This window comes from Mycolicibacterium cosmeticum (genome assembly GCF_000613185.1).
In the GTDB taxonomy this organism is placed as follows: domain Bacteria; phylum Actinomycetota; class Actinomycetes; order Mycobacteriales; family Mycobacteriaceae; genus Mycobacterium; species Mycobacterium cosmeticum.
Genome location: NZ_CCBB010000001.1, coordinates 1,664,851 through 1,679,199 on the forward strand (window position 1 = coordinate 1,664,851; position 14,349 = coordinate 1,679,199).

Here is a 14,349-nt window from a genome sequence, read left to right on the forward strand (position 1 = left end):
CTGTAACCCTCATACACATGTTCTTGAAAATCGACGCGCCCCGCGCGTCAGAGCGTCAGCCCCGGGTACAGCGGGTTGGCCGCCAGCAGCTCCGCCGACGCGGCGTGCACCCGGTCGGCGGTGCCGTCGGCCAGCGTGTACTTGGCCTTGGAGCTGCCTTCCGGCTGGGTGTTCTTCAGCACCTCGACCACCAGCTCGGCCACCCGGTCGAAGTCGGCGGCGCCGAACCCGCGGGTGGTCAGCGCGGGCGTGCCGAACCGGATGCCGCTGGTGTACCAGGCCCCGTTGGGATCGTTGGGGATGGCGTTGCGGTTGGTGACGACCCCGGCGTCCAGCAGCGCCGACTCGGCCTGCCGGCCGGTCAGCCCGAACGAGGTGACGTCCAGCAGCACCAGGTGGTTGTCGGTGCCGCCGGTGACCAGGCGGGCGCCGCGCTTGAGGAAACCGTCGGCCAGCGCCTTGGCGTTGTCGGCGATGGCTTGTGCGTAGTCGCGGAAGGCGGGCTGGCGCGCCTCGGCCAGTGCCACCGCCTTGGCCGCCATCACATGCGAGAGCGGACCGCCCAGCACCATCGGGCAGCCCTTGTCGACGGCCGGCGCGTACTCCTCGGTGGCCAGCACCAGGCCGCCGCGCGGGCCGCGCAACGACTTGTGCGTCGTGGTGGTGGTGACGTGCGCGTGCGGCACCGGATCCTCGTCACCGGTGAACACCTTCCCGGCGACCAGGCCGGCGAAGTGCGCCATGTCGACCATCAGGGTGGCGCCCACCTCGTCGGCGATCTCGCGCATCTTGGCGAAGTTGATCCGGCGCGGGTAGGCCGAGTAGCCCGCCACCAGGATCAGCGGCTTGAACTCGCGGGCGGCGGCGGCGACGGCGTCGTAGTCGATCAGCCCGGTCTGGGCGTCGGTGCCGTAGCTGCGCTGGTGGAACATCTTGCCCGAGATGTTGGGCCGGAAGCCGTGCGTCAGATGGCCGCCGGTGTCCAGCGACATGCCCAGCAGGCGCTGGTTGCCCAGCTTGTTGCGCAAGGTCTCCCAGTCCTGCTCGGACAGGTCGTTGACGTGCTTGGCGCCCAGGGCCGCGAGCTCCGGGGCCTCCACGCGGGTGGCCAGGATGGCCCAGAACGCGACCAGGTTGGCGTCGATACCGGAGTGCGGCTGGGCGTAGGCGTAGGGGGCGCCGAACAGTTCGCGGGCGTGCTCGGCGGCCAGCGCCTCCACGGTGTCGACGTTCTGGCAGGCCGCGTAGAAGCGGTGGCCGATGGTGCCCTCGGCGTACTTGTCGGAGAACCAGGTGCCCATGGTCAGCAGCACCGCCGGGGACGCGTAGTTCTCGCTGGCGATCAGCTTCAGCGAATCCCGTTGATCGGCAAGCTCTTTGCGGGTGGCCGCGGCCACCCGCGGTTCGACCTGCTCGATGACCTGCAGGGCGGCCTGGTAGGCCTCGCTGGCGGTGGCGGCGTAGTCCGCACCCAGGGCACTGACGGTCGAGTCTGCAGTCATGACCTACAGCCTATCGCCCGCCGACGACGCCGTTTACCAGGTGATCAGACCACCCGCAGCGCCGAGGGGATCAGCGGCTCGTCGAGCAGCCGCCCGAACCGTTCGGTGAGCGACACCTCGGCCGGGCGGGCGTCCAGCCAGCCCCGCAGCAGCCGGTAGCCCTCGACATAGGTGCTGGTGTAGGCGCGCCACAGCGGCGAGGACAGGAACTTCAGCATCTGCCGGGCCCGGCTCTCCGAGGTCAGCAGCCAGGTGGACAGGTAGGACACCACCTCGTCGACGTCGCGGTGTTCGTCGTGCAGCATGAGCGCCGCGTCCTGCCGGACGTCGGCCAGCGCGGCCGACGCCTCGGCCACCGCCACGGCCCGCTCCCCGTCGAAGCGCAGGCCGAGGTCGGCGTAGATCTCTTGTGCCCACTGACCCCAATGGGAGCCCTGTACCGCGTACAGGGCCAGATCGGCCAGCCCCTCGGCCATCAGGCACTGCGGGGTGTTGACCAGGAAGATGGTCTGCTCAGCCTGGCCCTGGCCCTCGACCAGCCCGGCCTCTTTGCGGCAGTGCTCGGTGTGATGGCCGGGATAGGACTCGTGGGCCACCAGCCGCGGCAGATTCGACATCTGCTGCTTGAGGTCGGCGTTGACCGCGACGGTGGACTTGTAGTCGCCCAGGTAGTAGTTGAACCCCGACCACGGCTTGTCGGTGACCACCTCGTAGGTGATGGTCTCGCGCTCCGGCAGCGGGAAGGTGGCCCGGACCCGGTCTCGCAGCGCCGACGAGAAGGCGTGGATGGCCTCCTCCAGGCGCTGCGGCGGGATCTCCTCGGCGCTGCGGTAGGCCTGCATCCGCTCGGCCAACGAGCCGGTGCCGCCGACGACCTCGTCGAGCTTGCGGTGTGCGTCGCGGTAGCGCTGCGGGTCGCCCTTGGTGATGTCGACGTCGAAGTACTCGCGCACCTCCTCGACGAACCCGACCTGTTCGCCGGCGAACTTGCGACCCGCACAGGCCAACGCCTTCAGGTGCGCCGAGAGATAGTCCGCGCGTGCCGGTTCCAGACCACTGCCCGGCACCTGCGCCAGCAGTCGCTGCGCCTGACGGGTCAGGTCGGCGGGATCCGGTGCCGGTTCGGCGGCCACCTGGCGGCGCAGCTGCGGGTCACCGGTGAAGGAGTCGACGTAGCCCTCCTCCAGGCGGTCGAAGCGCAGACCGAGAAGCAGATAGTCGCGAATCAGGGACTCTGAATCCGTACCGGCGTCCATGCCCACAACCGTAGATGCAAGACTGACCGCATGCCGCGGCCGAGTGAGCCGAGCCCATATGTGGAGTTCGACAGAGCGCAGTGGCGCGCGCTGCGCATGGCGACCCCGTTGAAACTGTCCGAGGCCGAACTGCGCGGGTTGCGCGGCCTGGGTGAGCAGATCGACCTGCTGGAGGTCGAAGAGGTCTACCTGCCGCTGGCCCGGTTGATCCACCTGCAGGTGGCCGCCCATCAGCGGTTGTTCGCCGCCACCTCCGAGTTCCTGGGCGAGCAGACACCCGATACCCCGGTGCCGTTCATCATCGGGGTGGCGGGCAGTGTGGCGGTGGGCAAGTCGACCACCGCCCGGGTGCTCAAGGCGCTGCTGGCCCGGTGGGAACACCACCCCCGCGTGGACCTGGTGACCACCGACGGGTTCCTCTACCCCAATGCCGAGCTGGGCCGGCGGAACATCATGCACCGCAAGGGCTTTCCGGAGAGCTACGACCGCAGGGCGCTGATGCGCTTTGTCACGGCGGTCAAGTCCGGCGCCGAAGCCGTTTCCGCGCCGGTGTATTCGCATCTGCTGTACGACATCGTGCCCGGTGAACACCAGATCATCCGCCAGCCCGACATCCTCATCCTGGAGGGTCTCAACGTGCTGCAGACCGGGCCGGCGCTGATGGTCTCGGACCTGTTCGACTTCTCGCTGTACGTCGACGCCCGCATCGAGGACATCGAGCAGTGGTACATCTCGCGGTTCCTGTCGATGCGGGCCGGTGCCTTCGCCGACCCGGCGTCACACTTCCACCACTACTCCACGCTGACCGACGATCAGGCGATCTTCGCCGCCCGCGACATCTGGCATTCGATCAACCGGCCCAACCTGATCGACAACATCCTGCCGACCCGGCCGCGCGCAACCCTGGTGTTGCGCAAGGATTCCGACCACTCCATCAACCGTTTGCGGCTGCGTAAGCTCTGAGCCCGGCGTACTGCACGCCGCCGATCACCGCGGTGTACAGCGCACCGCCCAGCAGCAGCGCCACGCCCCACCCGGTCAGCGGCCAGATCCCGGCCACCTCGGCGGCGACGAAGCCGACGGTGAACAAGGCGTTGGCGGTGATGGTGGCGATCGCGCCGGGGCGCACCCGTTCGCGGCCGGCCAGCCAGTACACCGTCGGGCCGTAGGCCAGGAAGAAGATCCCGAGCCCCAGTTCGACGCCGGTGGGCATGCCGGTCAGCGACGCCAACCAGCCCGGCGCGACGACGAACGGGATACCGGTGATCCCGACCAGCACGGCGTCCAGGCGCATGGCGTAGCGCAGCAGTCCGCTGCCGGAACGGGTGGTGATTGCGGTCATCGAAACAGTCCTTTCGGTGGAGGTGACGAGGGACCGGTGCGGGGACATCACCACAACCTCTATGGGGACGGCCCCGCACCGGGTGGGCGGGAGTCACGCCAGCCGGCGCACTCCGAGGTACTGCAACCACGCGCAGCCGAGCGTGGCGGCGACGACCGCCAGCGTGAGCGTGATACCCGCGGTGGTGAGTGGCAGGACGCCGGCGATCAGCACGGCGACCGTCGTGACCGCGATGAGCACATTGGCGGTGACGACGCCGATCCCGATGCGCCGCAACGCCGGGGCGGCGGCGAGCAGATAGAGCACGGCGCCGTAGGTCACCAGGGCCGCCCCGATGATCCATTCGCCGGCCGCCGAGAGGCCGGACAGCCGGGACAGCGGATCGGCCGCCATCGCCACGAGCAGGCCGGTGCCCGCGCACACCGTGGCGTCGGCACGCATGACGAACCGCAGCAGGGAATCCGTACTGTCGGACAGCGGTGGTCGGGTCAGGATGGCGGTCATGTCAGCTCCTCGTCGTTGAGGTGTGTCGGACATGCCCAACACTGCGGAAAAGCCGCTGCCAGGTCTGCACGCGTCGCTGCCAGACACTGCCAAGACCAGCTCAGCCGGTGTTGACCGCCTGTCCGGCGCGCAGGTCCGCCGCGATCACCCGGGCTGCCGCGTTCTGCCAGTTGTGCAGCGAGCGCTGCGGCACCTCGGTGGCCAGCCACTGCCAGGCCCGCCGGGCGACGGGATCGAGCCCGGCGGCGGTGGCGTTCTGGGCGTAGGCCCGCACCCCCGCGACGTACGGGAAGTACAGCGCGTTGTAGTGCCGCCACTGCTCACTGGTGCCGAAGTCGCCGCCGTCGCGTGGCTTGAGCGCGGCGATGCGGTCGGCCAGCAGCGCCTTGAGTTCGTTGGCCCGTTCCAGCGGCTGATCCGGCGCGCCCCGAGATGCGAGCCGGGCGTCGATGACCGGTAGCGCGGTCAGCGGGCTGGCCACCAACTTGGACAGGTCACCGTAGTGGCCGAGGGCACGCCGGGTCAGCCGGGCGAACGTCTCGTCGTCGATCTGGTCCAGCGGGCTGTCCTTGCGCAGCGGCAGGGCGGCCTCGGTGCGGCGCAACGCGGCGCGATCGGCGCGCAGCACCGGAGAGCGGGAGAACGTCACCCGGTCCAACAGCCCGGCCAGCGGATCGGCGAGCACGTTGATGGTGACGGCCACCGCGATGCTGGTGAACAGCAACACCGTCAACGGCAGTTCCGCGGACGGGCCCGTCACCGCCAGCCCGATCAGCACCTGTGCACCGAACAACAGCGCCACCACCGCCGTCGCCGCGAACGACCGAAGCATGTCGGCGCGTAACGCCTGCCCCTCGTCGAACGCGTCCGACAGCGCGACGGCGATGCCCAGCAGCGCCACGTCGAACCCGGTGGAGGCCAAGGCAAGCCAACTCGGCACGAGCTCCAGCGGGATCACCAGGATGGCGTTGCCGAGTGCGAAGAACAGGGTGGCCACCAGCACGAAACGCCGCACCGGCGTCGGCTGGGCGGGGCGCAGCGTCGTCGCGGCCATCGCCCCGAGCGCCGATACCGACACCGCGCCGAACATCAGCCAGTGCCCGGCGCGCAGCGGCCCCGCCACGCTGCCGGCCAGCGCCGCGCCGGTGAACCCCACCGCGGCCACCACGGCGATCGCGGCGGACTCCCGGACCCGGCGGGGTGGGTTGTCCTGGGGCCGGGCCAGTTCCAGCAGCACCGCGAACCAGAACACGCCGGGCAGCACCACCAGATAGACCTCGACCCGCCCGAGTGCGGTGGAATCTGTGGTCACCCGCACCGCGTCGAGGGCGACGACGACCGCGAAGCTCGTCAGCCCCGCCGCGGCCAACGCCAGCACGGGCTTACGCGGATTGCGCGCGAGCAGGTACAACCCGAGCCACCAGCTGAGTGCGAAGACGACCGCCGACAGCCCGGCCATGATGGTTACAGGCCGTGGCGCCGGTGGCGCCTGGTGTAGTCGCGCAGCGCCCGCAGGAAGTCGACCCGGCGGAACGCCGGCCAGTGCGCCTCGGTGAACCACATCTCCGAATATGCGCTCTGCCACAACAGGAATCCGGAGAGGCGTTGCTCACCCGAGGTGCGGATCACCAGGTCCGGGTCGGGCTGTCCGGACGTGTACAGGTTCTCCGAGATGGCATCGACGGTGACCGATTCGATGAGCTGCTCGGCGGTCGCCCCGTTTGCCACTTCCTTGGCCAGCAGGGCGCGCACCGCGTCGACGATCTCCTGCCGGCCGCCGTACCCCACCGCCACGTTGACGTGCAGCGAGCCGGGGCCGGCATTCGCCGTTCTCACGGTGCCCTCGACGGCCTCCCGCAGCCGCCGGGCCGGCTCCTCACCGAGCAGCTCCAGGTCACCGACGGTGCGCACGCTCCAGCGGTTGGCCGGGTCGCAGATCTCCTCGACGACGTCGGTGATGATCTCGATGAGCGAGGACAGCTCCTCGGGATCGCGGCCCAGGTTCTCCGTCGACAGCAGGTACACCGTGGTGAGCTCGATCCCGGCGGCCTGGCACCAGCGCAGCATCTCGGCGATCTTCGCCGCGCCCTTGCGGTAGCCGTAGCTGACATCGTCATACCCGGCATCGCGTGCCCAGCGGCGATTCCCGTCGCACAGCACCGCGATATGACGAGGGAGTTCGGATTTCGACCGCTGCAGTTCGTTGCGCAACCGCATCTCGTACAGCCGGTAGGCCGGCTCCTTGAGACGCGGGGGAATGATCTCCACGAAAATCAGACTACTGTGGCGACCAAGATCCCCCATGCCAGTCAGTGGAGGTGACAAGAGACATGACGACCCCGATCGACACCACCAAGCCCTACCGCTCCGCGGCGCGCGTCGTGCCCGGCTACGACGAACCCGGAGACCTGCCCGCCGTCGTCGTCGACGGAGTGGCGCAGTTCCTCGGCAGGCCGCGGGCCCGGGGCTGGATCCACGTGTACTCCGCCGTGGTCGCGTTCATCGCGGGCGCGGCGCTGGTCTCGGTGTCCTGGTCGCTGCAGGGCACCCGGGCCGGGCTGGCCACCCTGCTCTACACCTTCACCATCGTCGCGATGTTCGCCGTCAGCGGCACCTATCACCGGGTGACGTGGAAATCGGCGAACGCCCGCAAATGGATGAAGCGGGCCGACCACTCGATGATCTTCATCTTCATCGCGGGCAGCTACACCCCGTTCGCGCTGCTGGCCCTGCCGTCGGAAAAGGGCATGGTGCTGTTCTGGATCGTCTGGGGCGGTGCGATCGCCGGGGTGCTGCTGAAGTCGTTCTGGCCGTCGGCGCCGCGCTGGGTCGGGGTGCCGCTGTACATCCTGTTGGGCTGGGTGGCGGCGTGGTTCATCGGCCCGATCATGGACGGTGCCGGGGTCGCCGCCGTGGTGCTGCTGATCGTCGGCGGTGCGCTGTACAGCATCGGCGGGGTGCTCTACGGGCTCAAATGGCCCAACCCGTGGCCGACGACGTTCGGGCACCACGAGTTCTTCCACGCCTGCACCGCGGTCGCGGCCATCTGCCACTACATCGCGATGTGGTTCGCCGTCTTCAGCGGGTAGCGATTTCGGCGCGCTCACCCGCGGTGAGCGCGGCAAAACGCGCCGAAATCACTCAGTCGTTGGTGACGTTGTCCGGGCCCCAGTAGGCCTTCATCGACGTGATCTTGGCGTCCGCGTCGAAGGTCATGACGCTGATGATCTCGATGCTCATCCCGGTGCCGTTGCCGAAATCCAACGACAGCCGCCAGTAGAAGGCGGCCTCGTGGCCGAGCGCGCGCAGGGTGTGGATCTCGGTCTTGCCCTTGACGTTCTCGATGTTGGCGTAGAAGCCGCGGATGGCCTGCCGGCCGATGTGCACCTCGCCGCCGACCGGGTCCTCGACGGTGGCGTCGGAGGCGTACAGCTCGGCGACCTCGTCGGCCGCGCCGCCGGCGACCAGCTCGAGGTAGCGGTGGACGGTGGCGGTGATCTGCTCGGGACTGGGCATGGGCCGCACGCTACACGGCCCGGCTCAGCGCCGCGGCCAGATCCTGCGCCGTCGTCACCGGCAGGTCGCACACCCGGCCCCGGCACACGTACGCGGCGTCGCGCCCACCGACGCGGTCCCGCCCGGCCAGCAGTTCGGTGCTGTCGGCGCGACCGCCCACCACGATGGCCCCGCCGGGCGCCAATGCCCGTGCCGCGGTGAGCAGTTCGGAGTCGTTCGGGTCGCAGGCGACGGCGATCTGGAGGGGTCCGCGCACCGCGGCCTCGGCGACGGCCAGCCAGTGCCCGCCGGAGCGGGCGGCCCTGTCCAGGATGGACGTGGCCGCCGCCAGGGAGGCCGCGGCGGCCGTCGCGTAGCGCTGCTCGGAGGTCAGGTGCGCGGCCAGCTGCAACGCCTCGGTGACCAGCGCCGCACCGGACGGGGTCGCGCCGTCCAACGGGTCGGCGGGGCGCAGCACCAACGCCTCGGCGTCGTCGGCGGTGTCGAACCAGCGCCCGTCCGCGTCGGCGAAGTGGTCCAGTGCGGTGTCCAGCAGGGCGCTCGCCTCGGGCAACCAGTCACCACCGAGCTGGTACAGCGTCAGCAGCCCGGTGGCCAGCGCGGCGTAGTCCTCCAGGATCCCGGCACTGTCCCCGACGGTCCCGCCCAGGCTGGCCCGGCGCAGCCGGCCGTCCACCAGATGCAGGCCCAGCAGCGCGCGGGCGCATTCCGTTGCCGCGTCCAGGTAGCCGGGGCGGCCCAGCGCGACGGCGGCCTCGGCGAGCGCGGTGATGGCCAGCCCGTTCCACGCCGTGACGATCTTCGCGTCGCGGCCCGGCTGGACCCGCCGGGCCCGCGCCGCCAGCAGGGCCTCGCGCACCCCGGCGAACCGCACTGGGTCATCCGGGTCGGCACGCAGCTGTAGCACCGAGGTTCCGTGTTCGAAGGTGCCCGCCTCGGTCACACCGAAAAGCGAAGCGGCCCAGGCGCCGTCGTCGTCACCGAGCACGTCGCGCAGCTGCGCCGGTGTCCACACGTAGGTCGACCCCTCGGCCCCGTCGGCGTCGGCATCCAGGGACGAGGCGAACATCCCGCCGTCGCCCAGCTCGTCGATGATGAACCGGGCCGTCTCGTCGGCAACCTTGCGCGCCAACGGATTTCCGGTCCGCCTCGCCCAATGTGCGTACACCCGCAGCAGTAATGCGTTGTCGTACAGCATCTTCTCGAAATGCGGGACCACCCAGGCGTCGTCGACGCTGTAGCGGGCGAAGCCGCCGGCCAACTGGTCGTAGATGCCACCGCGGGCCATCGTTTCGCAGGTGCGCTGCACGGCATCCAGTCCGGACCCGGTGCGCTCGTGGTGTCGCAACAGCGCCTCCAGCAGCGCCGACGGCGGAAATTTCGGCGCCCGGCCGAAGCCGCCGTGCCGGCGGTCCTCGTCGCGCAGCACCGCGGCCACCGCGTCGTCGCACAACGCGGGTTGCAGTGCCGGCCCGCCGGGCAGTCCACCCGCCATGGCGCGCAGTTCACCGGCGATCCCGTCCGATGCCCGTTCCACCTCGTCGCGACGCTCCCGCCAGGTCTGCTCGACGGCCGAGAGCAGTTGCAGGAAGGCGTCTTTCGGGTAATAGGTGCCCGCGAAGAACGGCCGGCCGTCCGGGGTGAGGAAGCACGTCATCGGCCAGCCGCCCTGCCCGGTCAGGCCGACGGTCGCGGCCATGTACACGGCGTCCAGGTCGGGCCGTTCCTCGCGGTCGACCTTGATGCACACGAAGTGCGCGTTGGCCACCGCGGCGACGTCGGCGGACTCGAAGGATTCGTGCGCCATCACATGGCACCAGTGGCAGGCCGCGTACCCGACGGACAGCAGGATCGGGACGTCGCGTTCGGCCGCTTCGGCCAGTGCCTGCGCACCCCACTGTTGCCAGTGCACCGGGTTGTCGGCGTGCTGGCGCAGGTACGGGCTGGTCGCCCCGCCCAGGGTGTTACCCCTTGGGGTCATCCTTGACCTCGCCCGCGGTGCCCTCGTCGATGGCCTGATCCGGCTCGGGATGATCCGGGTCGAACGACTCCGGCAGCCGCTTGAGGTGCCGGTTCATCGACCACACCAGCGCGAAGGTGCCGATCAGCAGCAGCACCACGATGACCAGGCCGAGCGGGCTGGCCTTGCCGAAGTCGGGCCCGGTGTCGCGCGGACCGTCCTCGGCCAGCAGGCCGGCGACCAGGAGCAGCGTGTCGGTCATGGTTCGATTCCCGCGAAGAGGTCGGTCTCGGGCAGTTGCACCGGCACGCGGGAGCGGGCCAGTTCGAACTCCTCGGTCGGCCACAGCCGCTGCTGCCACTCGATCGGGGCGTGGAAGAAATCCCCGTTCGGGTCGATCTGGGTGGCGTGGGCGCGCAGGGCGTCGTCCCGCTGGGAGAAGTACTCGGCGCACTCCACCCGGGTGGTGACCCGGCCCTCGAACACGTCGAACTCCGGGTCCCAGTGCTCCAGCCACTTGGTGAAGGGGCCGGTGCGGCCGTGCTTGGTGAACTCGTCCTGCAGCATCTGCATGCGCCGCCGCAGGAAGCCGTGGTTGTAGTACAGCTTGGACACCGCCCACGGCTCGCCCGCGTCCGGGAACCGCAGGTAGTCGGCGGCGGCCTCGTAGGCGGCGACGCTGACCTCGTGGCACCGGATGTGGTCGGGGTGCGGATACCCGCCGTTCTCGTCGTAGGTGGTCAGCACGTGCGGCCGGAACTCGCGGATCACCCGCACCAGCCGCTCGACGGGTTCGGCCAGCGGCACCAGGGCGAAGCACCCCTCGGGCAGCGGCGGCAGGGGGTCACCCTCGGGCAGGCCGGAGTCCACGAAGCCCAGCCAGTGATGTTCGACCCCGAGGATCTCCGCGGCCTTGGCCATCTCGTCGCGGCGCACCTCGGCGATCCGGCCGTGCACCTCGGGCAGGTCCATGGCCGGGTTGAGGATGTCGCCGCGCTCGCCGCCGGTCAGCGTGACCACCATGACGCGGACCCCTTCGGCCGCGTACTTCGCGGTGGTCGCCGCGCCCTTGCTGGACTCGTCGTCTGGGTGGGCGTGTACCGCCATCAATCGCAGTTCAGTCATCTCGTCTCATTCAACGGTTTTTTCCAACAACCGCGGCCGTCTTCCCTTCATGCCCACCGTCCTATAGTTCCAGTCCTAGGAGAAGCAACCGACCGACGGGCAGCCAAAACCTTGACCATCGACCGTCCCGCCGCCCGCTACGGGCGTCAGCGATTGTCTCGCAGCACCCGGCGCCGGGTGGCGATCGGGCTCACCGCACTGATCGTGCTGGCCGGCGTCGCGCTGGCGTTCGTGGCCTTCAACCGGCTGGGCAGCGGTGACGTCAAGGGTGAACTGGGCGCATACCGGCTGGTCGACGACCGGACGGTGGCGGTCACCATCACGGTGACACGCGCCGACCCGGCGCGCCCGGTGGTGTGCATCGTGCGGGCGCGCTCGAAGGACGGCGGCGAGGTGGGCCGCCGGGAAATCCTGGTGCCACCGTCGACCGAGACGTCGGTGCAGGTGACCACCGAGGTGAAGACGACGAAGCCGCCCGTCGTCGGCGATATCTACGGCTGCGGCACCGACGTGCCGGGGTATCTCAAGGCGCCCTGAGCACGGCGTCCAGGCGACGGCGCAACCAACGCCGAACAGCCAAATCGTGAAAATCCGTTGACCTGCCGGTGGTAGACTGGTCCGATACACGGTTCCGGGTGGAGCCGTGTATTGCTGCTTTAGCGCGCAATATGCGGCTGCGAACGCGGCACCACGCCGCAGCACCCACGCAGCATGAGCGCAGAAGAAACAACGACAGGAGCGCGAGGATATGACCGATACCCAGGTCACCTGGCTGACCCAGGAAGCACACGACCGGTTGAAGGCGGAGCTGGACCAGCTGATCGCCAACCGGCCGGTGATCGCCGCCGAGATCAACGACCGCCGTGAAGAGGGCGACCTGCGGGAGAACGGCGGCTACCACGCCGCGCGCGAGGAGCAGGGCCAGCAGGAGGCGCGCATCCGCCAGCTGCAGGAACTGCTGAACAGCGCCAAGGTCGGCGAGGCCCCCAAGCAGTCCGGCGTCGCGCTGCCCGGTTCGGTGGTCAAGGTCTACTACGACGGCGACAAGAGCGATACCGAGACCTTCCTGATCGCCACCCGCCAGGAGGGCGTCAGCGACGGCAAGCTCGAGGTCTACTCCCCCAACTCGCCGCTCGGCGGCGCGCTGATCGACGCCAAGGTGGGCGAGACCCGCAGCTACACCGTGCCCAACGGCAGCACCGTCGAGGTCACCCTCGTCAGCGCGGAGCCGTACCACCCCTGAGCACACACGCAGAGGACAGGTCCTCGGCGACGGTTAGGGTTATCGCCTGATGGCCCAGATCGCCGAGGACCTGTTTCTGTTACTGCTCGACAACTCATCGGGGCTACCCGCTCTGGAGCGCCAGCGCAGCCGTCGCGTGCTCGGCGCGGCGGTGCTGCTCGATCTGGCTCATGCCTGCCGGGTCCGTCCGGTCGTGGACGGCGAGCCCGTGCCGTCCGGTCACCTGGTGGCGTTGACCGGTACCACCCCGCTGGACCCGGTCAGCGGCCCCGCCTTCACCGCGCTGGCCCGCAGGCCGCTGCGGCCGGCGGCCGCGCTGACCAAACTGGGTAAGCACACCGAGGGCCTACTGGTGGAACACCTGGAGCGGGCCGGCCAACTGCGGCGGGTGCCCCAGGGCAAGACCACGCTGTTGCCGCTGCTGCGCCGGGATCGGGTGGATCCGGCGCGCGGCGCGCTGCTGGCGGCGTTGTTCGACCGGCAGCCACCACCGCCGCCGACCGCGGCGATCATCTCGCTGCTGCACGCAGTGGACGGACTGGGCGCGCTGCTCAGCCTGAATGACCGCGGCTGGCGCTGGGTGCACGCCCGGGCCGGCGAGATCGCGCTGGGCAGTTGGGTCGACGAACAGCCGACCGGACTGGCCGAGGTCAACCTGGCGGTGACGGCGTCGGCGCTGCGGCCGGCGCTGGCCGGCTGACCTCGGCCGGTCAGCCGAGCGCCTGCTCCAGGTCGCCGATCAGGTCGGCGGATTCCTCGATCCCGACCGACAGCCGGACCAGATCGTCGGGCACCTCCAGCTGCGACCCGGCCGTCGACGCGTGCGTCATGGCGCCGGGATGCTCGATCAGTGACTCCACCCCGCCCAACGACTCGGCGAGAATGAAAATCTCGGTGCGCGCGCACAATTCGTGCGCGGCGGGCCGGCCACCCTTGAGCCGGACCGACACCATGCCGCCGAACCCGGTCATCTGCTTGGCCGCGACGGCGTGCCCGGGGTGGCCGGCCAGCCCCGGATACAGCACCGTGCCGACGGCGGGATGCTCGGCCAGGAATTCGGCGACCTTCGCGGCGTTCTCGCTGTGCCGCTGCATGCGCAGCACCAGGGTCTTGAGGCCCCGCATGGTCAGGTAGGCGTCGAACGGGCCCGGCACCGCCCCCGCGCCGTTCTGCAGGAACGCGAAGGCGGTGTCGAGTTCCTCGTCGTTGGTCAGCAGGGCACCACCGACCACATCGGAGTGCCCGCCGATGTACTTGGTGGTCGAATGCAGCACGATGTCGGCACCGAGGGTGAGCGGCTGCTGCAGCGCCGGCGAGGCAAAGGTGTTGTCCACCAACAGTTTCACCTTGCGTTCGCGGGCCACCTCGGCCAGCGCGGCGATGTCGGCGATATTGAGCAGCGGGTTGGTGGGCGTCTCGACCCAGACCAGCTTCGTCTGCGGGGTGATCGCCGCGGCGACCGCGTCCACGTCGGACAGCGGGACGGGCGTGTGGCTGATGCCCCAGTGCGTGAACACCTTGTCGATCAACCGGAAAGTGCCGCCGTAGGCGTCGTCGGGGATGACGACGTGGTCGCCCGGGCGCAGCACGGCGCGCAGTGCGCAGTCGGTGGCGGCCATCCCGGAGCTGAACGCGCGCCCGTAGTCCGCCTGCTCGACGGCGGCCAGCGAGGCCTCCAGCGCGGCCCGGGTGGGATTGCCGGTGCGGGCGTACTCGAAACCGCCGCGCAGGCCGCCGACGCCGTCCTGGGCGAACGTGGAGCTGGCATAGATGGGTGCGTTGACCGCGCCGGTGGCGGCGTCCGGCCGGAACCCGGCGTGGATCGCCCTGGTCGCCAATCCCTGCCAACGGTGTGCATCTTTCGCCGAACGCTGCTCGCTCATACCGACAAGGCTAGTGCG

16 protein-coding genes are annotated in these 14,349 nt (G+C 69.9%); 5 read left to right on the forward strand and 11 right to left on the reverse strand.

The features are described from left to right. Nucleotides 1-47: 47 nt before the first annotated feature. Together BN977_RS07900 and BN977_RS07905 are read right to left on the reverse strand one after the other, a co-directional pair. Complete coding sequence (locus tag BN977_RS07900; protein ID WP_036397018.1) at nt 48-1,502, reverse strand: glycine hydroxymethyltransferase; 1,455 nt, start codon at nt 1,500-1,502, stop codon at nt 48-50. Nucleotides 1,503-1,546: 44 nt separating this feature from the next. Then, the gene (locus BN977_RS07905) at nt 1,547-2,758 is read right to left on the reverse strand and encodes a hypothetical protein (protein WP_036397019.1); all 1,212 of its coding nucleotides are present in this window, start codon (nt 2,756-2,758) and stop codon (nt 1,547-1,549) included. A 30-nt stretch (nt 2,759-2,788) separates the two neighbouring features. Here BN977_RS07905 and coaA point away from each other — a divergent pair, with 30 nt between their 5' ends. After that, complete coding sequence (coaA, locus tag BN977_RS07910; protein ID WP_024450171.1) at nt 2,789-3,721, forward strand: type I pantothenate kinase; 933 nt, start codon at nt 2,789-2,791, stop codon at nt 3,719-3,721. On the opposite strand, the gene BN977_RS07915 is transcribed toward coaA, so the two are convergent. The 4 genes from BN977_RS07915 to BN977_RS07930 form a co-directional block, all read right to left on the reverse strand. Next, complete coding sequence (locus BN977_RS07915; protein ID WP_036397021.1) at nt 3,693-4,100, reverse strand: hypothetical protein; 408 nt, start codon at nt 4,098-4,100, stop codon at nt 3,693-3,695. The genes coaA and BN977_RS07915 overlap by 29 nt on opposite strands. Before the next feature lie 93 nt (nt 4,101-4,193). Beyond that, the gene (locus BN977_RS07920; RefSeq protein WP_036397023.1) at nt 4,194-4,604 is read right to left on the reverse strand and encodes a hypothetical protein; all 411 of its coding nucleotides are present in this window, start codon (nt 4,602-4,604) and stop codon (nt 4,194-4,196) included. A gap of 100 nt (nt 4,605-4,704) precedes the next feature. Continuing rightward, entirely contained in the window at nt 4,705-6,063 is a 1,359-nt protein-coding gene (locus BN977_RS07925) for a hypothetical protein (protein ID WP_036397026.1), read from the reverse strand. A gap of 5 nt (nt 6,064-6,068) precedes the next feature. Next, complete coding sequence (locus tag BN977_RS07930; RefSeq protein ID WP_036397028.1) at nt 6,069-6,872, reverse strand: (2Z,6E)-farnesyl diphosphate synthase; 804 nt, start codon at nt 6,870-6,872, stop codon at nt 6,069-6,071. 62 nt (nt 6,873-6,934) lie between these two features. Here BN977_RS07930 and trhA point away from each other — a divergent pair, with 62 nt between their 5' ends. Next, the gene (trhA, locus tag BN977_RS07935) at nt 6,935-7,693 is read left to right on the forward strand and encodes a PAQR family membrane homeostasis protein TrhA (protein ID WP_024450176.1); all 759 of its coding nucleotides are present in this window, start codon (nt 6,935-6,937) and stop codon (nt 7,691-7,693) included. Between the two features lie 52 nt (nt 7,694-7,745). Here trhA and BN977_RS07940 read toward each other — a convergent pair whose 3' ends face one another. Genes BN977_RS07940 through mca form a run of 4 tightly spaced genes read right to left on the reverse strand, consistent with a single transcriptional unit; the run spans nt 7,746 to nt 11,205 of the window. Further along, nucleotides 7,746-8,120, reverse strand: a complete 375-nt coding sequence (locus BN977_RS07940; protein WP_036398677.1) for a nuclear transport factor 2 family protein — start codon at nt 8,118-8,120, stop codon at nt 7,746-7,748. A 10-nt stretch (nt 8,121-8,130) separates the two neighbouring features. Continuing rightward, complete coding sequence (locus BN977_RS07945) at nt 8,131-10,101, reverse strand: thioredoxin domain-containing protein (RefSeq protein ID WP_024450178.1); 1,971 nt, start codon at nt 10,099-10,101, stop codon at nt 8,131-8,133. Further along, the gene (locus BN977_RS07950) at nt 10,085-10,342 is read right to left on the reverse strand and encodes a hypothetical protein (RefSeq protein ID WP_024450179.1); all 258 of its coding nucleotides are present in this window, start codon (nt 10,340-10,342) and stop codon (nt 10,085-10,087) included. Before BN977_RS07950 ends, BN977_RS07945 begins: the two co-directional genes overlap by 17 nt. Beyond that, a complete protein-coding gene (gene mca, locus BN977_RS07955; protein WP_024450180.1) occupies nt 10,339-11,205 on the reverse strand; it encodes a mycothiol conjugate amidase Mca in 867 nt (288 codons plus the stop codon). Before mca ends, BN977_RS07950 begins: the two co-directional genes overlap by 4 nt. A 111-nt stretch (nt 11,206-11,316) precedes the next feature. Between mca and BN977_RS07960 the strand changes: the two genes are divergently transcribed. From BN977_RS07960 to BN977_RS07970, 3 genes are all read left to right on the forward strand, one after another. After that, on the forward strand, nt 11,317-11,742 hold the full coding sequence (locus BN977_RS07960; RefSeq protein ID WP_084172442.1) for a DUF4307 domain-containing protein: 426 nt from the start codon (nt 11,317-11,319) through the stop codon (nt 11,740-11,742). Nucleotides 11,743-11,953: 211 nt separating this feature from the next. After that, on the forward strand, nt 11,954-12,448 hold the full coding sequence (gene greA / locus BN977_RS07965; RefSeq protein ID WP_024450182.1) for a transcription elongation factor GreA: 495 nt from the start codon (nt 11,954-11,956) through the stop codon (nt 12,446-12,448). 49 nt (nt 12,449-12,497) lie between these two features. Next, nucleotides 12,498-13,148 (forward strand): GOLPH3/VPS74 family protein, encoded by a 651-nt coding sequence (locus BN977_RS07970; RefSeq protein WP_036397029.1) that lies wholly within the window; start codon nt 12,498-12,500, stop codon nt 13,146-13,148. A 10-nt stretch (nt 13,149-13,158) separates the two neighbouring features. Here the strand turns inward: BN977_RS07970 and BN977_RS07975 are convergent, their stop codons facing one another. Next, nucleotides 13,159-14,331, reverse strand: a complete 1,173-nt coding sequence (locus BN977_RS07975) for a cystathionine gamma-synthase (protein WP_024450184.1) — start codon at nt 14,329-14,331, stop codon at nt 13,159-13,161. Nucleotides 14,332-14,349 lie beyond the last annotated feature (18 nt).